The 23435-nt window shown below is 71.3% G+C and carries 18 protein-coding genes; 14 read left to right on the plus strand and 4 right to left on the minus strand.

Annotated features, from left to right (window positions below):
- The first annotated feature begins 1 nt into the window (after position 1).
- From HC362_RS28505 to metK, 11 genes are all read left to right on the plus strand, one after another.
- Positions 2-1306 (plus strand): dihydroorotase, encoded by a 1305-nt coding sequence (locus HC362_RS28505; RefSeq protein ID WP_243087042.1) that lies wholly within the window; start codon positions 2-4, stop codon positions 1304-1306.
- Positions 1303-1920, plus strand: coding sequence for a hypothetical protein (locus tag HC362_RS28510; protein WP_243087043.1), 618 nt, complete (start codon positions 1303-1305; stop codon positions 1918-1920). Before HC362_RS28505 ends, HC362_RS28510 begins: the two co-directional genes overlap by 4 nt.
- Entirely contained in the window at positions 1920-3074 is a 1155-nt protein-coding gene (gene carA, locus HC362_RS28515) for a glutamine-hydrolyzing carbamoyl-phosphate synthase small subunit (RefSeq protein ID WP_243088862.1), read from the plus strand. Before HC362_RS28510 ends, carA begins: the two co-directional genes overlap by 1 nt.
- Positions 3067-6387: a carbamoyl-phosphate synthase large subunit gene (carB, locus tag HC362_RS28520; protein ID WP_243087044.1), complete on the plus strand. Its 3321-nt coding sequence runs from the start codon at positions 3067-3069 to the stop codon at positions 6385-6387. Before carA ends, carB begins: the two co-directional genes overlap by 8 nt.
- Before the next feature lie 74 nt (positions 6388-6461).
- The gene (locus tag HC362_RS28525; protein ID WP_243087045.1) at positions 6462-7592 is read left to right on the plus strand and encodes a quinone-dependent dihydroorotate dehydrogenase; all 1131 of its coding nucleotides are present in this window, start codon (positions 6462-6464) and stop codon (positions 7590-7592) included.
- The gene (gene pyrF, locus HC362_RS28530) at positions 7589-8458 is read left to right on the plus strand and encodes an orotidine-5'-phosphate decarboxylase (protein ID WP_243087046.1); all 870 of its coding nucleotides are present in this window, start codon (positions 7589-7591) and stop codon (positions 8456-8458) included. The genes HC362_RS28525 and pyrF overlap by 4 nt, the downstream gene beginning before the upstream one ends.
- 292 nt (positions 8459-8750) lie before the next feature.
- On the plus strand, positions 8751-9074 hold the full coding sequence (locus HC362_RS28535) for an integration host factor (protein WP_019356158.1): 324 nt from the start codon (positions 8751-8753) through the stop codon (positions 9072-9074).
- Between the two features lie 37 nt (positions 9075-9111).
- A complete protein-coding gene (gene gmk / locus HC362_RS28540; RefSeq protein WP_209267937.1) occupies positions 9112-9708 on the plus strand; it encodes a guanylate kinase in 597 nt (198 codons plus the stop codon).
- A gap of 65 nt (positions 9709-9773) precedes the next feature.
- Complete coding sequence (gene rpoZ, locus HC362_RS28545; RefSeq protein ID WP_209211601.1) at positions 9774-10052, plus strand: DNA-directed RNA polymerase subunit omega; 279 nt, start codon at positions 9774-9776, stop codon at positions 10050-10052.
- 101 nt (positions 10053-10153) lie between these two features.
- Positions 10154-11413: a bifunctional phosphopantothenoylcysteine decarboxylase/phosphopantothenate--cysteine ligase CoaBC gene (coaBC, locus tag HC362_RS28550; RefSeq protein WP_243087047.1), complete on the plus strand. Its 1260-nt coding sequence runs from the start codon at positions 10154-10156 to the stop codon at positions 11411-11413.
- 422 nt (positions 11414-11835) lie between these two features.
- Positions 11836-13044: a methionine adenosyltransferase gene (gene metK, locus HC362_RS28555; protein WP_209267939.1), complete on the plus strand. Its 1209-nt coding sequence runs from the start codon at positions 11836-11838 to the stop codon at positions 13042-13044.
- Positions 13045-13395: 351 nt separating this feature from the next.
- On the opposite strand, the gene HC362_RS28560 is transcribed toward metK, so the two are convergent.
- From HC362_RS28560 to HC362_RS28575, 4 genes are read right to left on the minus strand one after another with little or no spacing between them, the layout of a single operon-like run.
- Positions 13396-14523: a hypothetical protein gene (locus HC362_RS28560; protein WP_243087048.1), complete on the minus strand. Its 1128-nt coding sequence runs from the start codon at positions 14521-14523 to the stop codon at positions 13396-13398.
- Between the two features lie 37 nt (positions 14524-14560).
- Positions 14561-16498 carry a hypothetical protein gene (locus HC362_RS28565; RefSeq protein ID WP_243087049.1) on the minus strand — a complete coding sequence of 646 codons (1938 nt, stop codon included), beginning with the start codon at positions 16496-16498 and terminating at the stop codon, positions 14561-14563.
- A complete protein-coding gene (locus tag HC362_RS28570) occupies positions 16495-17235 on the minus strand; it encodes a toll/interleukin-1 receptor domain-containing protein (RefSeq protein WP_243087050.1) in 741 nt (246 codons plus the stop codon). The genes HC362_RS28565 and HC362_RS28570 overlap by 4 nt, the downstream gene beginning before the upstream one ends.
- 56 nt (positions 17236-17291) lie before the next feature.
- Entirely contained in the window at positions 17292-18584 is a 1293-nt protein-coding gene (locus HC362_RS28575) for a helix-turn-helix domain-containing protein (protein ID WP_243087051.1), read from the minus strand.
- Between the two features lie 284 nt (positions 18585-18868).
- Here HC362_RS28575 and HC362_RS28580 point away from each other — a divergent pair, with 284 nt between their 5' ends.
- The 3 genes from HC362_RS28580 to HC362_RS28590 are packed head-to-tail and all read left to right on the plus strand — an operon-like array spanning position 18869 to position 23279.
- Positions 18869-19510 (plus strand): TetR/AcrR family transcriptional regulator, encoded by a 642-nt coding sequence (locus tag HC362_RS28580; RefSeq protein ID WP_243087052.1) that lies wholly within the window; start codon positions 18869-18871, stop codon positions 19508-19510.
- Positions 19507-21117 (plus strand): MFS transporter, encoded by a 1611-nt coding sequence (locus HC362_RS28585; RefSeq protein WP_243087053.1) that lies wholly within the window; start codon positions 19507-19509, stop codon positions 21115-21117. The genes HC362_RS28580 and HC362_RS28585 overlap by 4 nt, the downstream gene beginning before the upstream one ends.
- Positions 21114-23279, plus strand: a complete 2166-nt coding sequence (locus HC362_RS28590) for a primosomal protein N' (RefSeq protein WP_243087054.1) — start codon at positions 21114-21116, stop codon at positions 23277-23279. The genes HC362_RS28585 and HC362_RS28590 overlap by 4 nt, the downstream gene beginning before the upstream one ends.
- The last annotated feature ends 156 nt before the right edge of the window (positions 23280-23435 follow it).

Below are 23435 nucleotides of genomic sequence, written 5' to 3' on the forward strand. Positions count from 1 at the left end.
GATGACTGAGCAGAACAAGACACTGCTGCGCGGTGCCAGGATCCTCGGTGGCGAGCCGCAGGACGTCCTGATCGAGGGCGGCACCGTCGCCGAGATCGGCCGGGAGCTGGAGGCGGCGGACGCCGAGGTCGTCGAGACCGGCGGCGCCGTGCTGCTGCCGGGCCTGGTCGACCTGCACACCCATCTGCGCGAGCCCGGCCGCGAGGACTCCGAGACCGTGCTGACCGGCACCCGGGCCGCGGCCAAGGGCGGCTACACCGCCGTGCACGCCATGGCCAACACCTTCCCCGTCGCCGACACAGCGGGCGTGGTCGAGCAGGTGTGGCGGCTGGGCAAGGAGTACGGCTACTGCGACGTGCGCCCCGTCGGCGCCGTCACCGTCGGCCTGGAGGGCAAGCAGCTCGCGGAGCTGGGCGCCATGCACGACTCCGCCGCCGAGGTGCGGGTCTTCTCCGACGACGGCAAGTGCGTGGACGACGCGGTGATCATGCGGCGCGCCCTGGAGTATGTGAAGGCCTTCGACGGTGTGGTGGCCCAGCACGCCCAGGAGCCCCGGCTGACCGCGGGCGCCCAGATGAACGAGGGCATCGTCTCCGCCGAACTCGGTCTGGCCGGCTGGCCCGCCGTGGCGGAGGAGTCGATCATCGCCCGTGACGTGCTGCTCGCCGCGCACGTCGGCTCCCGCGTCCACATCTGCCACCTGTCGACGGCCGGCTCCGTGGAGATCGTCCGCTGGGCCAAGTCCAAGGGCTGGAACGTCACAGCCGAGGTCACCCCGCACCACCTGCTGCTCACCGACGAGCTGGTGCGCTCCTACAACCCCGTCTACAAGGTCAACCCGCCGCTGCGCACCGAGGCCGATGTGATGGCGCTCCGCGAGGCGCTGGCCGACGGCACCATCGACTGCGTCGCCACCGACCACGCCCCGCACCCGCACGAGGACAAGGACTGCGAGTGGGGCGCGGCCGCCATGGGCATGGTGGGCCTGGAGACGGCCCTGTCGGTGGTGCAGCACACCATGGTCGACACCGGGCTGCTGGACTGGGCGCAGGTCGCCGACCGGATGTCCTTCCGGCCCGCGGCCATCGGCCGGCTGGAGGGCCACGGCCGCCCCGTCTCACCCGGCGAGCCAGCCAACCTCGTTCTTCTGGACGCGGACTACCGTGGACAGGTGGACCCCGCGGGCTTCGCCTCCCGCAGCGCCAACACCCCCTATGAGGGCCGTGAGCTGCCCGGACGCGTCACCCACACCTGGCTGCGGGGCCGCCCGACGGTCGTGGACGGGAAACTCGTGGGAGCAGCGTGAGCGGTGTGAGCAGTGTGAGTACGACAAACCTCCCCCTGATCGGCCTCGCCGCCGATCGGGAGTCACAGCAAGTCACCGACTGGGCGGCCCGGATCGGGTGGGTCGTCGGGCTCGTCCTGTTCGTCGCGCTGCTGTACTGGCTGATGCGCCAGGGCTGGAAGTGGCGCGGCACCCTCCAGGGCGACCTGCCCGAGCTCCCGCAGCCGCCCGAGCACGGCAGCGGCGAGCCGCTGCTGAGCGCCGGCGGCCGGTACCACGGCTCCACCACCGCGGGCCAGTGGCTCGACCGGATCGTCGCGCACGGCCTGGGCACCCGCAGCCGTGCCGAGCTGACCCTGACCGAGCGCGGGCTGGACGTCGTGCGCCCCGGGGCGCAGGACTTCTTCGTCCCCGCGGACCGGCTGCGCGGAGCCCGGCTCGACACCGGCATCGCGGGCAAGGTCCTCACCGAGGGCGGTCTGCTGATCGTCACCTGGGAGCACGGCGGCCGGCGGCTCGACTCCGGATTCCGCTTCGACCACTCGGCCGAGCAGGCCGGATGGGTCGAGAAGATCAACGCAATGTGCGGCGACAACGGCGTCGCGGCAATGCAGCAGCACAAGGAAGGCGCATGATGACGACCTCCGCCAGGGGAGCGACCGGAACCACGGCGAATCCCGCCCTTCTTGTCCTGGAGGACGGCCGCACCTTCCGCGGGCGTGCCTACGGGGCCGTGGGGGAGACGTTCGGCGAGGCCGTGTTCTCCACCGGCATGACCGGATACCAGGAAACCCTGACCGACCCCTCCTACCACCGCCAGGTCGTCGTCATGACGGCCCCGCACGTCGGCAACACCGGCGTCAACGACGAGGACCCCGAGTCGGGCCGCATCTGGGTGGCCGGCTACGTCGTACGCGACCCCGCCCGCACCCCCTCCAACTGGCGCGCCACCCGCTCCCTCGACCAGGAGTTGCGCGACCAGGGCGTGGTGGGAATCAGTGGCGTCGACACCAGGGCCCTGACCCGGCACCTGCGCGAGCGCGGCGCCATGCGGGTCGGCATCTTCTCCGGCGAGGCCGCGGCGCGGAGCGAGGCCGAACTTCTCGCCGCCGTCCGGGCCGTGCCCGCCATGAAGGGCGCCGACCTCGCCGGGGAGGTCGCCACCCAGCAGGCGTACGTCGTCCCCGCGATCGGCGAGAAGCGGTTCACCGTCGCCGCCGTCGACCTCGGTATCAAGGGCATGACCCCGCACCGGATGGCCGAGCGCGGCATAGAGGTGCACGTCCTGCCCGCCACCGCGACCGTCGAGGACATCTACGCCGTCAAGCCGGACGGGGTCTTCTTCTCCAACGGCCCCGGTGACCCGGCCACCGCCGAGCACCCCGTGGCCCTGATGCGCGGAGTGCTGGAGCGAGGCACCCCGCTGTTCGGGATCTGCTTCGGCAACCAGATCCTCGGCCGCGCCCTCGGGTTCGGCACCTTCAAGCTCAAGTACGGCCACCGCGGCATCAACCAGCCGGTCCAGGACCGTACGACGGGCAAGGTCGAGGTCACCGCGCACAACCACGGCTTCGCCGTCGACGCGCCGCTCGACCGGATCTCCGACACCCCCTACGGCCGCGCCGAGGTCTCCCACGTGTGCCTCAACGACAACGTGGTGGAGGGCCTGCGGCTCCTCGACCGGCCGGCTTTCAGCGTCCAGTACCACCCCGAAGCAGCCGCGGGTCCGCACGACGCCGCCTACCTGTTCGACCGCTTCGTATCCCTCATGGAGGACCAGCGTGCCTAAGCGCACCGATATCCAGTCCGTCCTGGTCATCGGCTCAGGACCGATCGTCATCGGGCAGGCCGCCGAGTTCGACTACTCCGGCACCCAGGCGTGCCGCGTGCTCAGGGCCGAGGGCCTGCGCGTGATCCTGGTCAACTCCAACCCGGCGACGATCATGACCGACCCGGAGATCGCCGACGCCACCTACGTCGAGCCGATCACCCCCGACTTCGTCGAGAAGATCATCGCCAAGGAGCGGCCCGACGCGCTGCTGCCCACCCTCGGCGGCCAGACCGCGCTCAACACCGCGATCTCCCTGCACGAGTCAGGGACGCTGGCCAAGTACGGCGTCGAGCTGATCGGCGCCCGGCCCGAGGCCATCCACAAGGGCGAGGACCGCGACCAGTTCAAGGAGGTCGTCGAGGCCGTCCGCGGCAAGATCGGCCACGGCGAGTCCGCGCGCTCCTACATCTGCCACTCCATGGACGACGTCCTGCGCGGCGTCGAGGAGCTCGGCGGCTACCCGGTGGTGGTCCGCCCCTCCTTCACCATGGGCGGCGCCGGCTCCGGCTTCGCACACGACGAGGAGGAGCTGCGCCGGATCGCCGGGCAGGGCCTCACGCTCTCGCCGACCACCGAGGTGCTCCTGGAGGAGTCCATCCTCGGCTGGAAGGAGTACGAGCTGGAGCTGATGCGGGACAAGAACGACAACGTCGTGGTCGTCTGCTCCATCGAGAACTTCGACCCGATGGGCGTGCACACCGGCGACTCGATCACCGTGGCGCCCGCCATGACGCTCACCGACCGCGAGTACCAGATCCTGCGGGACATCGGTATCGCCGTCATCCGCGAGGTCGGCGTCGACACCGGCGGCTGCAACATCCAGTTCGCCGTCAACCCCGCCGACGGGCGGGTCGTCGTCATCGAGATGAACCCGCGCGTCTCGCGGTCCTCGGCGCTGGCTTCCAAGGCCACCGGGTTCCCGATCGCGAAGATCGCCGCGAAGCTCGCGGTGGGCTACACGCTGGACGAGATCCCCAACGACATCACCGAGGAGACCCCGGCCTCCTTCGAGCCCACGCTCGACTACGTGGTCGTCAAGGCGCCCCGCTTCGCCTTCGAGAAGTTCCCGGCCGCCGACTCCAGGCTGACCACCACCATGAAGTCCGTCGGCGAGGCCATGGCCATCGGCCGCAACTTCACCGAGGCGTTCAACAAGGCGCTCCGCTCGCTGGAGAAGAAGGGCAGCCAGTTCGACTTCGCCACCCCCGTCCCCGAACTCGGCGACAAGGACGAGCTGCTCGCCGAGGCCGAGCGCCCCACCGACGGCCGGATCAACACCGTCATGGCCGCCATCCGGGCCGGCGCCACCCGGCAGGAGGTCTTCGACGCGACGAAGATCGACCCCTGGTTCGTCGATCAGCTCTTCCTCGTCAAGGAGATCGCCGACGAGATCGCGGCTGCGCCCGAGCTGAGCTCCACGATGTTCGCAGAAGCTAAGCGCCATGGCTTCTCCGACGCGCAGATCGCCGGCATCCGCTCGCTGCGCGAGGACGTGGTGCGCGAGGTACGGCACGCGCTGGGCGTGCGCCCCGTCTACAAGACCGTGGACACCTGCGCCGCCGAGTTCGCCGCCAGGACGCCGTACTTCTACTCCTCCTACGACGAGGAGACCGAGGTCGCGCGGCGCGAGAAGCCCGCGGTGATCATCCTGGGCTCGGGCCCCAACCGCATCGGCCAGGGCATCGAGTTCGACTACTCCTGTGTCCACGCCTCCTTCGCGCTGCGGGACGCCGGGTTCGAGACCGTCATGGTCAACTGCAACCCCGAGACGGTCTCCACCGACTACGACACCTCCGACCGGCTCTACTTCGAGCCGCTCACCCTGGAGGACGTGCTGGAGATCGTGCACGCGGAGCAGCAGGCCGGGCCCGTCGCCGGTGTCCTGGTGCAGCTCGGCGGCCAGACCCCGCTCGGCCTCGCCCAGGCCCTCAAGGACAACGGTGTGCCGATCGTCGGCACCTCGCCCGAGGCCATCGAACTGGCCGAGGAGCGCGGCGCGTTCGGCCGGGTGCTCACCGAGGCCGGACTGCCGGCCCCCAAGTACGGCACCGCCTTCTCCTTCGAACAGGCCAAGGGCATCGCGGCTCAGATCGGCTACCCCGTCATGGTCCGCCCCTCCTATGTGCTGGGCGGCCGCGGCATGGAGATCGTCTACGACGAGCCCTCGCTGGAGTCCTACCTCCAGCGGCACGCAGGGCTGATCGAGAAGCACCCGGTCCTCATCGACCGGTTCCTCGACGACGCCATAGAGATCGACGTGGACGCGCTCTACGACGGCCACGAGCTCTACCTCGGCGGAGTCATGGAGCACATCGAGGAGGCCGGCATCCACTCCGGCGACTCGGCCTGCGCCCTGCCCCCGATCACCCTCGGCGGCTACGACATCAAGCGGCTGCGCGCATCCACCGAGGCCATCGCACGCGGCGTCGGCGTCCAGGGCCTGATCAACATCCAGTTCGCGATGGCGGGCGACATCCTCTATGTGCTGGAGGCCAACCCGCGCGCCTCCCGTACGGTGCCGTTCACCTCCAAGGCGACGGCCGTCCCGCTCGCAAAGGCGGCAGCCCGGATCTCGCTGGGCGCCACCATCGCGGAGCTGCGCGCCGAGGGGCTGCTCCCGGCCGAGGGCGACGGCGGCGACCTGCCGCTGGACGCGCCGATCTCCGTCAAGGAGGCGGTCATGCCCTGGAGCAGGTTCCGCGATGTGCAGGGCCGCGGCGTGGACACCGTGCTCGGCCCGGAGATGCGCTCCACCGGCGAGGTCATGGGCATCGACTCGGTCTTCGGCACCGCGTACGCCAAGTCGCAGACCGCCGCGTACGGGGCGCTGCCGGCCAAGGGCCGCGCCTTCGTCTCGGTCGCCAACCGCGACAAGCGCTCGCTGATCTTCCCCGCCAGGGAACTGGTCGCCATGGGCTTCGAGCTGCTGGCGACCTCCGGCACCGCGGAAGTTCTCAAGCGCAACGGCATCAACGCCAGGGTCGTCCGCAAGCACAGCCAGGGCCCCGGCCCGAACGGCGAGCCGACCGTCGTGCAGCTCATCCACGACGGCGAGGTCGACCTGATCGTCAACACCCCGTACGGCACGGGCGGCCGGCTCGACGGCTACGACATCCGCACCGCGGCCGTCGCCCGGTCGGTGCCCTGCCTGACCACGGTGCAGGCGCTGGCCGCGGCCGTCCAGGGAATCGACGCCATGGCCCGCGACGAGGTCAGCGTCCGGTCCTTGCAGGAGCACGCCGAGCACCTGGTCGCCGCCCGCCGGAGCTGACCCCTCCGCCCTCCTCCGGCCTCCGGCCGGGGGAGGGCAGGGCCGCTCCCCTCCACAGGAACCCACCACACTCCATGTACGGACTCCTCTTCCGCACCGTCTTCTGCCGCATGGACCCGGAAAGCGCCCACCACCTGGCCTTCTCCTGGATCCGCAGGGCAGCCCGCACCCCCGTTCTCCGTACCTTCGCGGCAGCGGCCCTCGCCCCGCGGTACAAGCAGCTCCGGGTCGAGGCCCTGGGCCGCCGGATGCACGGCCCGTTCGGGCTGGCCGCCGGGTTCGACAAGAACGCCGAGGGCGTCGACGGGCTCGCCATGCTCGGCTTCGACCACGTCGAGGTCGGCACCGTCACCGGCGGCGCCCAGCCGGGCAATCCGAAGAAGCGGCTGTTCCGCCTGGTCCAGGACCGGGCGCTGATCAACCGGATGGGCTTCAACAACGAGGGCTCGGCCGCCGTCGCCGCCCGGCTGGCCGACCGGAATCCGATCTTCCGCACAACTGTCGGCGTCAACATCGGCAAGACCAAGGCCGTGCCGGAGGCCGAGGCTGCCGCCGACTACGTCACCTCCGCCGAGGCGCTGGCCCCGCACGCCGACTACCTGGTCGTCAACGTCTCCTCGCCCAACACACCCGGCTTGCGCAACCTCCAGGCCACCGAACACCTGCGCCCCCTGCTGACCGCCGTACGCGAGGCGGCCGACCGCACGGTCACCGGGCGCCGTGTCCCCCTGCTGGTCAAGATCGCGCCCGACCTCGCCGACGAGGACATCGACGCGGTGGCCGATCTCGCCGTCGAGCTGGGACTGGACGGGATCATCGCCACCAACACCACCATCGCGCGCGACGGGCTCGGCCTCACCTCGGACCCGGCCCTGACGGCCGAGACCGGCGGGCTGTCCGGGGCCCCCGTGCGCGACCGCTCCCTGGAGGTGCTGCGCCGGCTCTACGCGCGGGTCGGGGACCGGCTCACGCTCGTCGGCGTCGGCGGCATCACCACCGCCGAGGACGCCTGGCGCCGCATCCTGGCCGGCGCCACGCTCGTCCAGGGCTACACCGCGTTCCTGTACGAGGGCCCGTTCTGGATGCGCAGGATGCACCGGGGACTGGCCGAACTGCTGGCCGCCAGCCCCTACGCGACCCTCGCCGAGGCCGTCGGCGCCGAGCACCGCCCGCAGGACACCGAGCAGCAGGAGGCCGCCGCATGACAGCCACCGGGACGACCGGGCCCGACACCCCGGCCCCCGAGTCCTTCGGCGCCCGCCTGCGCCGCTCCCTGGACACCCGGGGCCCGCTGTGCGTCGGCATCGACCCGCACGCCTCCCTGCTGCACTCCTGGGGCCTCAACGACGATGTGACGGGGCTGGAGCGGTTCAGCCGTACGGTGGTCGAGGCGCTGGCCGACCGGGTGGCCGTGCTCAAGCCGCAGGCGGCGTTCTTCGAGCGCTTCGGCTCGCGCGGCGTCGCCGTGCTGGAGCGGACGGTGGCCGAGGCCAGGCAGGCCGGGGCGCTCGTCGTCATGGACGCCAAGCGCGGCGACATCGGCTCCACGATGGACGCCTACGCCGCGGCGTTCCTCGACAGCGGCAGCCCGCTGTTCTCGGACGCGCTCACCGTCAGCCCCTACCTGGGCTTCGGCGCCCTGGAACCCGCCGTCACGGCGGCCACGGCGAGCGGGTCCGGGCTGTTCGTCCTGGCGCTCACCTCCAACCCGGAGGGCGAGGAAGTGCAGCGCGCGGTCCGTGCCGACGGCACGACGGTGGCACAGACGGTGCTGAGGCACCTCGCCGACCGGAACGCGGGTGCCGAGCCGCTCGGCTCCTTCGGCGCGGTGGTCGGCGCGACGCTGGGCGATCTGTCCGCGTTCGATTTGGCGGTGAACGGTCCCCTGCTGGCGCCGGGCATCGGGGCGCAGGGCGCGACCCCCGGCGACCTGCCCGCCGTCTTCGGCGACGCGGTCCGCAATGTGGTGCCGAGCGTCAGCCGGGGAGTCCTGCGACACGGTCCGGACGTGGCAGGACTGCGGGATTCGGCGATCAGGTTCGCGGACGAGGTGCGCGGCGCGGTGGACTGAGACTGGTCCGCGGTGGGCTGAGACCGGCGCCGGGAGCGGGCTGCGTCCTCGCTGAGAGCGGGCTGCGCCCTCGCTGAGAGCGGAAAATGTGCCGGTTATGTCCCAAAAAGCCCAGGTCGACAGAGGCTGACCAGGACTTTTCGTCTGTTCTCGCTGACTGTGGCGCTCACGCCCGCTAGTCTCCGTCCAGAGCACCGCGAACAGGCGCGTTGCTCATTGCTCCGCAGGTGCGGGCCTACTAGGTTCCTCACCGATCCGTATCCGACAGTTCGACATCCGAGGTGACGTAGGCGTGGCTCTTCCGCCCCTTACCCCTGAACAGCGCGCAGCCGCGCTCGAAAAGGCCGCCGCGGCTCGCCGGGAGCGCGCCGAGGTCAAGAACCGGCTCAAGCACTCCGGCGCGTCTCTGCACGAGGTCATCAAGCAGGGCCAGGAAAACGACGTGATCGGCAAGATGAAGGTCTCGGCTCTCCTGGAGTCCCTGCCCGGCGTCGGCAAGGTCCGCGCCAAGCAGATCATGGAGCGGCTGGGGATCTCCGAGAGCCGGCGCGTCCGCGGCCTCGGCTCCAACCAGATCGCTGCCCTGGAGCGCGAGTTCGGCGGTGCCAACGCCTGAGGTCTCAGGCACTCGCGTTAACCGGGATAATCGCTGCATGAGTTCTGCAGTTCCCCGGGGGGAGACCCCGGCACCCCCGGTCGGCACATCGCGGCTGACCGTGCTCTCCGGCCCCTCCGGGGTCGGTAAGAGCACGGTCGTCGCACATATGCGCAAGGCCCATCCCGAGGTCTGGCTCTCCGTCTCCGCCACCACCCGAAGGCCCCGCCCCGGCGAGCGCCATGGGGTGCAGTACTTCTTCGTGGGCGACGAAGAGTTCGACAAGCTGATCGCCAACGGTGAGCTGCTCGAGTGGGCCGAGTTCGCGGGCAATCGCTACGGCACCCCCCGGAACGCGGTGCTCGAGCACCTCGAGCGCGGGGAGCCGGTCCTGCTGGAGATCGATCTGCAGGGCGCGCGGCTCGTCAAGCAGTCCATGCCCGAGGCGCAGCTCGTCTTTCTGGCTCCGCCCAGCTGGGAGGAGCTGGTCAGGCGGCTGACCGGCCGCGGCACCGAGGCGCCCGAGGTCATCGAGCGCCGGCTGGAGGTCGCCCGTACCGAGCTGGCGGCCGAGGCCGAGTTCGACCGGACCCTGGTCAACACCTCCGTCGAAGAGGTCAGCGCTGAGCTGCTAGCCTTGATGCGTATCGATTGACCTGACCTCCAGCGCTCGGCAGACGCCCAAGGGCACCGAGCGAGCATCGAAACGGAAGGCAGAGAGTGGCCTCTTCCATCACCACGCCCGAGGGGATCATCAACCCGCCGATTGATGAGCTGCTCGAGGCCACCGACTCCAAGTACAGCCTTGTGATCTACGCCGCCAAGCGCGCGCGTCAGATCAACGCGTACTACTCCCAGCTCGGTGAGGGTCTCCTCGAGTACGTCGGCCCGCTGGTGGACACCCACGTGCACGAGAAGCCGCTGTCCATCGCGCTCCGCGAGATCAACGCCGGCCTTCTCACCTCCGAGCCCGTGGAGGCTCCGCCGGTCGCCCAGTAGCCGGTCGGCACCACTTTCCACCAGGGGCCCGGCAGCGCGGCTGCCGGGCCCCTGGTGTGTCATAAGGCATAACGACGCGTGTGGCATCCGGGGAGAGACGAGTGACGCAGCAGCGGGACGACGGACAGGCGGCAGCCACCGGCAAGCCGAAGGTCGTGCTCGGCGTGAGCGGCGGAATCGCCGCCTACAAGGCGTGCGAGCTGGCGCGGCGGCTGACCGAGAGCGGCCACGACGTGCGCGCCGTGCCCACCGAGTCGGCGCTGCACTTCGTCGGCGCCGCCACCTGGTCGGCGCTGACCGGTCACCCGGTCGCCACCGAGGTGTGGGAGTCCGTGCACGAGGTGCCGCACGTGCGCATCGGTCAGACGGCCGACCTGGTCGTCGTCGCACCCGCAACGGCCGATCTGCTGGCCAAGGCAGCCCATGGCCTCGCCGACGACCTGCTCACCAACACGCTGCTCACCGCACGCTGTCCCGTCGTCTTCGCTCCCGCTATGCACACCGAGATGTGGGAGCACCCCGCGACCCAGGAGAACGTGGCCACCCTGCGGCGGCGCGGCGCCCTGGTCATCGAGCCCGCCGTCGGCCGGCTGACCGGGAAGGACACCGGCAAGGGGCGGCTGCCCGACCCCGACGCGATCTTCGACGTCTGCCGCCGGGCGCTGCTGCGCGGCGCGGCGGGCAGCAGCGCCGATCTCGCGGGGCGGCACGTCGTCGTCAGCGCGGGCGGCACCCGGGAACCACTCGATCCGGTGCGATTCCTCGGCAACCGGTCCTCCGGGAAGCAGGGCTACGCACTCGCCCGTACGGCCGCGGCGCGCGGCGCCCGCGTGACGCTCGTCTCCGCCAACAGCGCACTGCCGGACCCCGCCGGGGTGGACGTCGTACGGGCCGGGAGCACGCTGGAGCTGCGGGAGGCGGTCACCAAGGCGGCCGCCGAAGCGGACGCGGTGGTGATGGCCGCCGCCGTGGCCGACTTCCGCCCCGCCGTGTACGCCACCGGGAAGATCAAGAAAAAGGACGACCGGGAACCGGAGCCGCTGGCGCTCGTCCGCAATCCGGACATCCTCGCCGAACTCTCCGCGAGTCGCCCCCGGCCCGGTCAGGTGGTGGTCGGCTTCGCCGCCGAGACGGACGACGTACTCGCCCACGGCCGCGCCAAGCTCGCGGCCAAGGGCTGCGATCTGCTGGTCGTCAACGAGGTCGGGGAGAGCAAGACCTTCGGCTCGGAGGAGAACGAGGCCGTGGTGCTGGGCGCCGACGGCAGCGAGACGCCGGTGCCGTACGGGCCGAAGGAGACGCTCGCCGAGACGGTGTGGGACTTGATCGCGGAGCGTCTCCCGGCGGCCCCGCGGGAGTGAGCGCCGGGCGGCGCCGGGGGGAGCGAGCGCGGGCCGGGCAGGGGGAGTGAGCGTCGGCCGGGCCGGGCGAGTGAGCGGGCGGCGTGCCGGGGGCCGACCGGGACGGAATGGCTCCTTCCGGTGCTCGCCGGAAGAAAATCGGCCCTGCGCCCGAGTGGGCCGGAAGTCGTCGTACGAGGCCGGAACGGCGCTCTTGACCAGCACCTTCGCCGACCGACACGCCCCGACATATCCGGATCTCAGGTGGCCTTCCGGCGCCATTGGAGTTCGGATTGAGCAGGTCATGGTCGTCTCGTAGTTCGAGAGTCCGTGATTGGATGCCGGTGGAGATGGATAAACTGGCCGCGGACCGTGCTTGGGCGCAGCCCCCGACCGGTCCGCCCCATGCTCAGCCAGCAGCCGCTGCAACCCCAGGGAGCGATGTGTCGCGCCGCTTGTTCACCTCGGAATCTGTGACCGAGGGTCACCCTGACAAGATCGCTGACCAGATCAGCGACACCATCCTCGACGCCCTCCTCAAGGAAGACCCGCACTCCAGGGTCGCCGTCGAGACGCTGATCACCACCGGCCTCGTGCACGTGGCCGGAGAGGTGACGACCAAGGCTTACGCCCCGATTTCGACGCTCGTGCGCAACAAGGTCCTCGAGATCGGCTACGACTCCTCCAAGAAGGGCTTCGACGGCGCCTCCTGCGGCGTCTCCGAGTCCATCGGTGCCCAGTCGCCCGACATCGCGCAGGGTGTCGACACCGCTTACGAGAAGCGGGTGGAAGGCGACGAGGACGAGCTCGACGAGCAGGGCGCCGGCGACCAGGGCCTGATGTTCGGCTACGCCTGCGACGAGACCGCCGAGTACATGCCGCTGCCGATCACACTGGCACACCGGCTCTCGGAGCGGCTCTCGGCCGTCCGCAAGAACGGGACCATCCCTTACCTGCGCCCCGACGGAAAGACCCAGGTCACCATCGAGTACGACGGTGACAAGGCCGTGCGGCTGGACACCGTCGTGGTCTCCTCCCAGCACGCCGCCGACATCGACCTGGACTCGCTGCTGGCACCCGACATCCGCGAGTTCGTCGTCGAGCCCGAGCTGAAGGCCCTGGTGGACGAGGGCATCAAGCTGGAGACCGAGGGCTACCGGCTGCTGGTCAACCCGACCGGGCGCTTCGAGATCGGCGGCCCGATGGGTGACGCCGGCCTCACCGGCCGGAAGATCATCATCGACACCTACGGCGGTATGGCCCGCCACGGTGGCGGTGCCTTCTCCGGCAAGGACCCGTCCAAGGTCGACCGCTCCGCCGCCTACGCCATGCGCTGGGTCGCCAAGAACGTGGTGGCCGCCGGACTCGCCTCCCGCTGCGAGGTGCAGGTCGCGTACGCCATCGGCAAGGCCGAGCCGGTCGGTCTCTTCGTGGAGACCTTCGGCACCGCGACGGTGGACGTCGAGAAGATCGAGCAGGCCATCTCGGAGGTCTTCGACCTCCGCCCGGCCGCGATCATCCGCGACCTCGACCTGCTGCGTCCCATCTACGCGCAGACGGCCGCCTACGGCCACTTCGGCCGTGCGCTGCCCGACTTCACCTGGGAGCGTACGGACCGGGTGGACGCGCTGCGCAAGGCGGCCGGGCTCTAGCCCACCGCCCGCGCCGACGTCCTTCCGTCTCGGCACGTCTCACAACCGGAGGTCCGGTACCCCATGCTGGCGGGGTGCCGGGCCTCCGGCGTTCCCCCTCCCGCGCCCGCCCGGCGGCTGCGCGCACGCACCGCCGATGATCACCCGCCCCTCCGCAATCCACTCGCCGTGCCGCCGGTCACGCCCCTAGGCTGAGCGCGGACGCGCCCGGTGCGCGGGCAGGGGATACTTCTCCACCGGAGTTCCTACTCCTCACGGGTTCGAATCCCGTCACCGCCGTCGCCCCGCGCGACGCGGCGTGGCCGAGCGGCCGAAGGCAGTGGCCGGGGCGTACGCCCCCTCCCCACCCACTCAGACCTCGGGCGCGTCCGCCCAGCCACCTTCGGCGTGCGCGTCCGGTGGTTCCGGCTCCCGGGCGGCACCCGGATCGAACCGTTGCCGGATGGCTTCGGTGGCTTGCTCCCGGCCGACCTGCGCCGCCCCCTCATGGAGTGCGCGGGCCAGGACACCGGAATCCTCGTGCCCGGTCGGCACGTCCATGGTGGCCAGCAGCCGCTCGAACGCGTTCACGGGTTCCGGAGTCGCTGAGCCGTTCACCGTGAACGGCTCGCACGGATGGGGCATGCCATGGTGCCCATTGTGGCCGGGATCTCCGCCGGGCCGGTCCTCCGTCTCCGGCGTGCGCCGGTGCGGTACGAGATGGGCATAGCGGTCCGGGACGTCCTTGTCGTTGGCGGCAGCGGAGAGCTGGGCGAGCACCCCGAGGTCGTCGACGGCCTTGTGGATCTGGTCGTCGTTCTTGGCCAGCCACCACACCACGGCGCTGCCGGCGTCCCGGAGCACATCCTTGCCCAGGTACTCACGCCGGTCGCGCTCGTATCGGCGTTCATGAGACCACAGGACCTCGTCCTTGCGGACCGTGGCGAGCTTGCGCAGCCGTACCGCGTCGGCCTCCGCCAGACCGAGCGTCACATTCTCCGCCATGGCGAGCAGGCGGCCGGCAGGATCCGGCAGCATGACCGCCAGTTCGCCGACGAGCCGATGCTGCGCCAGTGAGGCACGCTCCGGCTGCCAGCTCTCGGTCACCGCGCGGGCCCGCTCGAGCACCGCGCTGACGGCTACACCGACGGAGGAGAAGGGCGGACTGTCCTTGGGCAGGTCCTGCGGCCACCAGCGCACGGTGGCCGAGAAGCGGAAGTCGTAGTCTTCGGCTGCTGAGGGGAGCACCACGTCGGTCACAGTGTGCTCGCGGCGCTCGGGTGGATCGGTGGGGCGGTCGGGCTCTGCCGTGAACTCGTGTGCAAGAGGGTCCACAGCCGGAGTCGTCAGCCGTGGCAGCGCCAGGGCGAGGGCTGCGAAGACAAGCGTGGCAACGGCCCATGCCCATACGGGCCAGTGCACGACCAGGCCGACCAGGGCCAGCACGAGGCCCAGGAGGACGGTGCAGAAACCTGTCACCGTCTTGTGGCCAGAACTCATGGAATCTCCTGACACATCATGTGGTGTGCGGCCTCGGTCATGGCGACGCCGGGGTACGGGGTGACGGCGCGGAGCGGGTGGCGGCCCAGAGCATGTCCACCGTGCGGGTGCGGAACTGATCCGTACCGGCCCAGGCACAGGCGGCGGCGTAGACGGCGCTGAAGGCCGCCCGGTGGCGTGCGCAGGCCGCCGCCAGGATGCCGAGCGCCGCTGGTGAGGCATCGGGCTCGGAGTGGGCGCGGTCCAGCCATCCGCACAGCGGCGCTTCCCAGCCGGCGCGGGGCGTATGAGCGAGCGCGGCTGTCCAGTGGTCGGCGAGCAGGGTGTGCAGGTCACTGTCGTCCCTGAGACGCAACGGATCGGCGACGCGGAGGAAGACTTCGACGTCGCGGCGGCCCCGGGGGTCCGCACCGGGCCGCAGTCGTCCGAGCAGGCTGCGGTAGAGGCGGTCGTCCGAGTCGGTGATGCGCGACAGGGCCTCACGTGCCGCTTCGCGGACGTCGGGCTGTTGGTGCCGGCTCAGATGACGCAGCCGGACCATCGCCTGATCGGGGAATCTCCGGGAGAGCACTTCGGAGCACACTCCGATCAGTACGTGGGCACGGGGTGTGGGCAGCGCCGCATCCTGCGCCCAGGCGTACAGCCGGTGCCGGAAGACGCTGCCGTACCGGGAATGCGCGACACCCTCCCCGAGAGCGCGAGCGGCCATGGACAGCTCCTCCTTCGAGGCGGACGACCTGGTCCAGCGTTCGGCCAGGTTGCCGAGCTCCTGCGGCGGCCCCGTGCGCAGGCACTCGCGGGCGAAGCGAGTGACCAGATCGAGCCGGTCGGATGTGCCGAGAGCGGGAAACTCCGTTGCTTGCGACACCCAGTGACCGAGCGGAGCACGCAGCTGCGGGTAGTTGTCCCAGAAGTACGTGCGCACCCTGTCGTCGTACGCGGGCGCCTCGAACTGGACGCGAGAGGCGGTGTCAGCGGCTGCCCTGATGTCGCTGAGCCGAGCGGACAGCGTGCGGTGCTGGAGGGGCGGTGCGACCACTTCCGGGTGCTTCGCTGCTCTCATCAACCGGATCGCTGCCTCATGGATGGTATCGGTGCGCGCTCCGTGCAACAGCGCCGTCGCCAACAACAGGGCACGTTGCGTTCCGCTGTGCAATTCCGCCAGATGCTTCTCGACGTCGTCCATACCCGGGCGGCGTGCTGTGAGGGCTGTGCTGAGCCAGGAGCCGAAGCCGGACTCGCTGGAGGCGTCCTCGGCGGCCGAGGCGATTCCCTGGGCCAGATCGGCCACCTCGGCCATGGTGGCCTTCTCCAGCAGGAGTCCCAGCTCTTCCCCGGCCAGTTCCGAAGGGGAAGGACAGATGTGGTGTTCCCGCAAATGCGCTCGCAGTACATCCAGGGCGTCAGGACGTCCCAGTGGAGCCACGAGCCCCTGCAACAGGTGGTCGAAACCTGTTCGCCACTCCCCGGGGAGCACAGTGACCAGCCATGCGTCTCGCTCACGCACCACTTCGAGGAAGCCGGGCAGCTCGGCCATGAAGGCGGCGTAGCGGCTGCCGGAGACTACGGACAGGTCGAGCAGAAGAGCAGCACCCTCGTCCACGTGGTCTGTGTCAATCGCTCGGCCGACGTCCTCCTCCTCGGCCTGGTCGACGAGTTCCTGGAACCGCCGTGCCCCTTGGGGCAGTTCGCACAGCAAAACCTTGGCAGCCGTGACAGCACCGTGGCCGGGGCGAGCATGGAGAAGAACGGCACGTTTGTCCTCCAGCAGCCGCCGGGCCCGGTCGGAGCCCGGCGGGGACACGAATCGCTGCCTGAGACTGCGGAGCTCTTCCACGGCTGCTCGGCGCGGGTCCCGGCCGCTTCTGTCGTTCGCCGCGGACGCCCTGATGTCCTGGTAGTAGGAGATGTACTGGGGGCCCGAGCCGGAGTTGACGGGACCGTGCGAGCTGTCGATATGTGAGCTGGTCGTCACCGTCGTCCCCCGAATCGGTGGTTGACGCCTCCCTCGTTGTCGCCACTGATGTAGGTGGATCCGTCGCCGTTGAGATGCGGCTGGTGAACGTTCTGTGGGCCTGAGCCGGTGTTGACAGGCCCGTGGGAATCGCGGATGACGGTGGAGTTGAGGCCACCGCTGATGTCGCGAGCCTGGGTGTGGCCGTCACCGCCACCGCTGAGTGCGTTGGTGACGGTGCCGGGTGCTGGGCCCGCGCCCTGCTCCGGGGAGCCGGCATCCTCCAGGCCGGGAACGAGTTCGACCAGTACCTCGGCGATACGGTCGAGGTCGGTGGAGGCCTGCTGATGGTCGTAGCGCAGGGACTGCACATACGCCAGCCGAGCGAGCGGTCGAGGCAGCGCGGCAGCGGTGAGACGTTCCGTACGGCGGCCCAGCAGTACAGGGATCACCGGAAGACCGCGGGAGAACGCCTCGAGGATTTCCTTCCGCACCCAGTCCTCCGGGTTGTCCAGTGCCCTGCTGTGCGGGTCGGAGGTGTCGGGCGCCTCCAGCCAGTGCGGCCCGATGAGGGCCACAAGCGCGTCACTGCGGCGGACCCCCGCCAGTAGCTCCTCCGGGTAGAGCTGTCCCGGACGGATGGATTCGCTGGCACGGAAGACCAGTCCGGGGCCGAACCGGTGCGTCAGGTCGCGGGCGACGGTAGTGGCGGCCTGCTCACCGTCGCCGGTCCGGTAGTTGACAAAGACATGCGGCATGAGGGCTCCTTGTCGGTGATCGAGAGTGGCCTGGTCGGGTCGCGGCCGGAGTGCGGTCAGATGTGGGTGGCCAGCCAGGGTGAGAGGTCCTGGGTGGCTCGGGTGGGATGGCGGCGCAGCACGTGGGCGAGGCGGCGCAGGTCTGTCGTGATCGTTGCGGAGGCGACGGCGTCCGTTGCCGCGATGAGGCTCTGGACCAGGGCGCACGCGTGGTCGATCTCGCCCGCTGTCGCGTGGGCGAGTGCACGCCGTATCCCGTACCGCGCCTGCGACCTGAGGGCGCTGTGGGGGAGCTTTGCCGTCTCGCGGTCGAGAACCTCAGCGGCCTCGGCCGGACGGCCCAGGTCGTGCAGACACCAGCCGGTGATCATCGATACCGGGTCGGTGAGCGTGCTGGGGCCGATGACGGGCGAGACCGGCGAGAGAGCCTGCGGGTCGCTGTTCGAGGGACGGTCGGCGGCGACCAGCAATGCCCTCGCGGCGTCGAGGCCACGCATGCACGAGCGATGGTCGCCGGCCAGGGCATGACCCTGTGCCTCGCGCTGCGCGGCGAGACCGCGTACTCGGTCGCTGTCGGCCAGCCGCTGGGCACGGCGGGCCAGTTCCACGGTTTGTGCCGCGTCGCCCCGGTAGAGAGTGATCAGCGCGCGGCGCACCAGCGCGTAGGCGGCCAGCCCATGATCAGCACCGGCCTCCGCGAGTTCGACTGCGCGGTCGGTCCACCACACGGCTCCCCGCTCGTCCCCGGTTTCCTGCACGAGCCAGCCGATGTACTCCGCATAGCGGGAGGCCAGCGACAACAACGCCTCGCGCGTGCCTGGCCCCGCTTGCCCGGCCAGCGCGCGAAGTGTGTGGGTCTGGGCGATGAGCGGCGGCAGCACGAGCTGGGAGCCCGCGCTCTGCCCCAGACGGCGGTAGTGGGTGAACAGCGAACGGGCCGTCCGGAGAAGCGTGGCCCAGTCCGTCTGCGGCGTCGGTTGGCCCAGCGGGATGACTGAGGCCGCGCCCGCGGCCATCACCGTCCTGCGGGGCACGGACTGGAAAGAGGCACTGCCACTGGGGTCCAGATGCATCAGCCAGGTCTCGTCTTCGTCGGGATCGGACTCGGGCGTGGGAGTTCCCAAGCGAGGTGGCGGAACCAGCGCTGCGAGGGCGCCTTCTGCTCCGAGCGCGGCATCGCACAGGCGAGCGAGCTCGGGTGACGGTGCTTTGAGGCCTCGTTCGACCTTGCTCAGTTGGCTCTTGCTGTAGTGGACGGTTGCGCTCAGTTGGCCGAGGGTGAGCCCTCTGGCGAGGCGGAGTCTGCGGAGTTCCGGACCGAAGAGGGGCGCTTGCTCCCGTCGAAGCACTGATGACCTCCGTGTCTCTCCTTCCGGTAAGGCGGCCCCTCGCCAGGACTTCAGCTTGGTTGCGCCCGCCCGGACCAACAAGTCGCGGGAGGCGTTTCCCGTTTCCTCTCGACCTCTCCTGTCTCCGCCGGAGCACCGCTCTTCATCTCGGTTGTGAGCTCCCACGGGCGACGCCCCCTCACGGGCAGGCAAGCAGGAAGAGCCCTGCACGTCGAGAGGGCGGCAGAACGGAGTGAGTCCTCACTCATTGACGGAGTGAGGACTCACTCCGTATGCTCTGGGGCATGGGTGAGACGACTGGCAGGCGCAGGGCGCCTGCGATGGATCCTGAGCAGCGGCGGGCGATGATCGTTTCGGCTGCGCTGCCGCTCGTGGTGGAGTACGGGCCGCTGGTGACGACGGCGAAGATCGCGCGGGCCGCCGGTATCGGGGAGGGGACGATCTTCCGGGTGTTCACGGACAAGGAAGCGCTGCTCGCCGCCTGTATGGATGAGGCGCTGCGGCCCGACGACACCGTCGCGCACCTGGAGGGCATCTCGCTGGACCAGCCGCTGGCCGCGCGGCTGACCGAGGCGGCAGAGGTGTTGCGGGGCTATATGAACCGGATAGGGGACGTGGCCGGGGCCCTGGCCTCCCTCGGCAAGGCGACACGGCCGCCCGGTCCGGGTGCCAAGGGCATGGAGGAGGGGCAGCGGCAGCGTGAGGCCGGGCTGGCAGCGCCGCGTGCCGCGTTGGCGGCGTTGCTGGAGCCCGACCGGGAGGTGCTGCGACTGGCGCCCGAGCGCCTCGCCGAGATCTTCCAGTTGATGCTGATGAGCGCCGGACGTTCGCCTTCGCCGGAGCCGTTGGGCGATGCCGAGCTCGTCGACCTCTTTCTGCACGGGGCCCTGGCCGGGCAGTCCGCCGAACCGGGAGCCGAGGGATGAATACCCGGCCGGGCACGGCCGAGGGCCCTGAGGACCCGTACGAGGCGCTCGGCCGCGCGCGTCGGCGCCTGGTGACGTTCGCGCTGCTGGGATGTGCGTTCCTGGCCATGCTCGATGGCACCGTGGTGGGCACGGCGCTGCCCCGGATCGTCGAGCAGGTCGGCGGCGGAGAGTCCTGGTACGTCTGGCTGGTCACCGCCTATCTGCTGACCTCATCGGTGAGCGTTCCCGTCTACGGCCGCTTCTCGGACCTGCACGGGCGCCGGCGGCTGCTGCTGGGCGGGCTGGGGCTGTTCCTTGTCGGCTCTCTGGCCTGCGGACTCGCCGGAACGCCGGCCACGCTGATCGCGGCGCGCGCTGTGCAGGGCCTGGGCGCGGGAGCGTTGCTCACCCTCGGCATGGCTCTCATCCGGGACCTGTATCCGCCCGAGCGCACTGCGGGCTTGGTGCGTATGCAGACGGTGCTCGCCGGGATGATGGTGCTCGGGCTGGTGGGCGGGCCGCTCGTCGGCGGGCTGCTGACCGACCATGTGGGTTGGCGCTGGGCCTTCTGGCTGAATCTTCCGCTCGGGCTGGCTGCCGCGTCGGTCCTGGTCGTTGTCCTTCCTGACCGGAGACCGCCCGGGGGGCCGCCGGGCCGAGTCGGTACGCCCGGTGCGAACGCCGGTCCGGCCGGTCGGGGCGGAGGTCGGCTGGATCTGCTCGGCATCCTGCTGCTGACCGGCGGACTCTCACTCGTGCTGATCGGCCTCAGCCTCAGGGGCAACGCGGGGGAGCACCCTGTGGGCTGGACCGATCCCGTGGTTGCCGGGCCGCTGGCCGTCGGGGCGGTGCTGCTGGGGCTGCTGCTCCCGGTGGAGCGTCGCGCCGAAGTGCCGGTGCTGCCGCTGCGGCTGTTCGGCCACCGTGCTTATGGGGCGTTGCTGGGGGCGGGCTTCTTCTTCCAGATTGCGGCGCTGCCGGTGGGTGTTCTGCTGCCCCTCTACTTCCAGCAGGTGCGTGGCCATTCAGCCACTGTCTCCGGGCTGTTGCTGCTGCCGCTTCTGATAGGGATGACCGTGGGCAATCGGGTCACGGCTGCGGCCGTCCTGCGCAGTGGCCGCACCAAACCGGTGCTGCTCGCGGGCGCCACGCTGCTGGCGCTCGGCGCGGGCTCCTTCCTCGCCTTGGGGTCCCGGACCCCCGTCGCGTTGACCGGCGTATGGCTGCTGCTCGCCGGGCTGGGCACCGGACCTGCCATGGGCGGCCTGACCATAGCGACCCAGAACAGCGTGCCCCGTGGGGACATGGGCACGGCCACGGCCGGGTCCGCGCTGACCAAGCAGCTCGGTGGGGCCGTCGGACTGGCCGTCGCGCAGACGCTGCTGGCCCAGTACGGCGGGCGCGGCCCACACAGCGCGCATGGCACGCACGGTGGCGCCATGACGGCGGACGCGTCCGCGATCGGTCTGACGGTCGGGTGGACGGGCGCCGTCGGGGGTCTGCTGGCGCTGGGGGTGCTGCTGATGATGCCGGATGTCACCGTGCCGAGGGTGGAAAAGGACAGAAGGGGGACGAGCGGTGACCGGCGGCGGGTGTCGGTGGTGTTTGCGAGACTGAGGCTGTGAGCAGGGGCGATGGGAACGGTGAAGGGGGCTCGCAGCGGCATGCGCCGGAGCAGCTCGCGCTGATCCGGGAGACCGTGCGGGAGCGCAAGGAGCGGCAGCCCAGGGCCAAGCCGCGTACCTGGCGGGGCGCCGAGATGGCCGAGCGGCTGCCGGTGGCGCGGGTGCTGGTCGACAAGGGGCTGGTCCATCTCGACCGGTACTTCGACTACGCCGTCCCCGCGGCGATGGACGAGGAGGCCCAGCCCGGGGTGCGGGTCCGGGTGCGCTTCGGGGCGGGGGAGCGGGAGGGGCGCCGTGAGGGAGGCGGGCTCATCAACGGGTTCATCGTGGAGCGGCGGGCCGACACCGACTTCACCGGGCGGCTCGCGCCCCTCGCCCAGGTGCTGTCGCCCGAACCGGTGCTCACGCCCGAACTGCTGCAGCTGTGCCGCGCGGTGGCCGACCGGTACGCGGGCTCGCTGGCCGACGTGGTGCAGCTCGCCGTGCCGCCGCGCCGGGCGAAGGCGGAGAAGCAGCCCTCGCCGCGCCGCCCGGCCAAGCCGCCGGTGCCCGAACCCGGCGGGTGGGAGCGCTACCCGGAGGGCCCGGCCTTCCTGCGGGCGCTCGCCGAGAAGGCCGCGCCCCGTGCGGTGTGGACGGCGCTGCCCGGCCCCGGCGGCTGGGCTGACGAACTGGCCCGCGCGATGGCCACCACCCTCGCGACGGGCCGGGGCGCCCTGGCGGTGCTGCCCGACGGGAAGTCGGCGGCGCGGGTGGACGCCGCGCTCACCGCACTCGTCGGCGAGGGACAGCATGTGCTGCTGACGGCGGACGCCGGGCCGGAGCCGCGCTACCGGCGCTGGCTGGCCGTCAGCCGGGGCGCCGTACGGGCCGTCGTGGGGACCCGAGCCGCGATGTTCGCACCCGTGCGCCGTCTGGGCCTCGCCGCGATCTGGGAGGACGGGGACAGCAGCCACAGCGAGGAGCGCGCGCCGCAGCCGCACGCCCGTGAAGTGCTGCTCCAGCGTGCGGTCACCGAGCAGGCCGCGTTCCTGCTGGGCGCCCACAGCTGCACCGTGGAGGCGGCGCAGCTCGTGGAGTCCGGTTTCGCCCGGCCGTTGGCCGCAGACCGGGACACCGTGCGGGCGGTGATGCCCCGGGTCCGTACGGCGGCCGAGGGGGACGAGGGGCGGGACCCGGCGGCGCGCAGTGCCCGGCTGCCGAGCCTGGCCTGGCGCACCGCGCGGGAGGCGCTGGAGCGCGGACCGGTGCTGGTGCAGGTGCCGCGCCGCGGCTATGTGCCACGGCTGGTGTGCGAGCGGTGCCGGGAGCCGGCGCGCTGCGCGCACTGTTCGGGTCCGCTGGAGGCAGCGGGCGAGGGCACCGCGCTGCGCTGCGGCTGGTGCGCCAGGGAGACACCGCAGTGGCGCTGCCCGATGTGCTCGGGGACGCGGCTGCGCGGCAGCGTCATCGGCGCCCGCAGGACGGCCGAGGAGTTGGGGCGGGCATTCCCCTCGGTGCCCATCCGCACGTCGGGCGGTGAGCACGTGCTGGAGTCGGTGCCGGACCGCCCGGCGCTGGTCGTCGCCACCCCGGGTGCCGAGCCGGTGCCCGAGGGGGAGGCGGGGTACGCGGCCGCGCTGCTGCTCGACGGCTGGGCGCTGCTGAGCCGCCCCGATCTGCGGTCGGGCGAGGAGGCCCTGCGCCGCTGGCTGGGCGCCGCCTCGCTGGTGCGGCCGCAGGGCGAGGGCGGGAGTGTGGTGGTGGTCGCGGAGGAGTCGATGCGGCCGGTGCAGGCCCTGGTGCGGTGGGACCCGGCGGGGCACGCGCTGCGGGAGCTGGCCGACCGTGCGGAGCTCGGCTTTCCGCCGGTGTCCCGGATGGCCGCGGTCACCGGCCCCCCGGAGGCCGTCGCCGGACTGCTGGCCGCGGCCGGGGACGCCGGACTGCCCGAGGGTGCACAGGTGTTGGGGCCGGTGCCGCTTCCCGTGCCGGAGCCGGGCCGCCCTCGCAACCCGGGCGACCCGCCGCCCGGCGAGCTGTGGGAGCGGGCGCTGGTGCGGGTGCCACGCGGCAGTGGCGCGGCGCTGGCCGCGGCGCTGAAGACCGCCCAGGTGGGACGCTTGACCCGGCGGGAGGGGCCCATCGCCCACGTACGGATCGACCCGCTCGACATCGGCTGAGCCACCGACCGCGCGGGGCGCTGCGCCGTGGCTGGCGTGTCTGCACGGTGGCCGGTCTGCTGCACGTTCGTCTGCACGGTGGCCGGTCGGTCTGCACCGTGCCGGCGCGGCTTCACCGTGCCGACGCCGTTGCACCGTGCCGGCGCTACTGCACCG

Origin of the sequence: Streptomyces sp. 891-h (assembly GCF_022760275.1) — a bacterium.
Lineage (GTDB): Bacteria > Actinomycetota > Actinomycetes > Streptomycetales > Streptomycetaceae > Streptomyces > Streptomyces spirodelae.

Bases quoted from the DNA above. Each gene is read 5' to 3' on its own strand.
- HC362_RS28570 (WP_243087050.1), bottom strand. From the start codon at position 17,235: ATGCCGCATGTCTTTGTCAACTACCGGACCGGCGACGGTGAGCAGGCC.
- gmk (WP_209267937.1), top strand. From the start codon at position 9,112: ATGAGTTCTGCAGTTCCCCGGGGGGAGACCCCGGCACCCCCGGTCGGC.
- HC362_RS28585 (WP_243087053.1), top strand. From the start codon at position 19,507: ATGAATACCCGGCCGGGCACGGCCGAGGGCCCTGAGGACCCGTACGAG.
- HC362_RS28525 (WP_243087045.1), top strand. From the start codon at position 6,462: ATGTACGGACTCCTCTTCCGCACCGTCTTCTGCCGCATGGACCCGGAA.
- HC362_RS28580 (WP_243087052.1), top strand. From the start codon at position 18,869: ATGGGTGAGACGACTGGCAGGCGCAGGGCGCCTGCGATGGATCCTGAG.
- HC362_RS28560 (WP_243087048.1), bottom strand. From the start codon at position 14,523: ATGAGTTCTGGCCACAAGACGGTGACAGGTTTCTGCACCGTCCTCCTG.
- pyrF (WP_243087046.1), top strand. From the start codon at position 7,589: ATGACAGCCACCGGGACGACCGGGCCCGACACCCCGGCCCCCGAGTCC.
- HC362_RS28505 (WP_243087042.1), top strand. From the start codon at position 2: ATGACTGAGCAGAACAAGACACTGCTGCGCGGTGCCAGGATCCTCGGT.
- carA (WP_243088862.1), top strand. From the start codon at position 1,920: ATGACGACCTCCGCCAGGGGAGCGACCGGAACCACGGCGAATCCCGCC.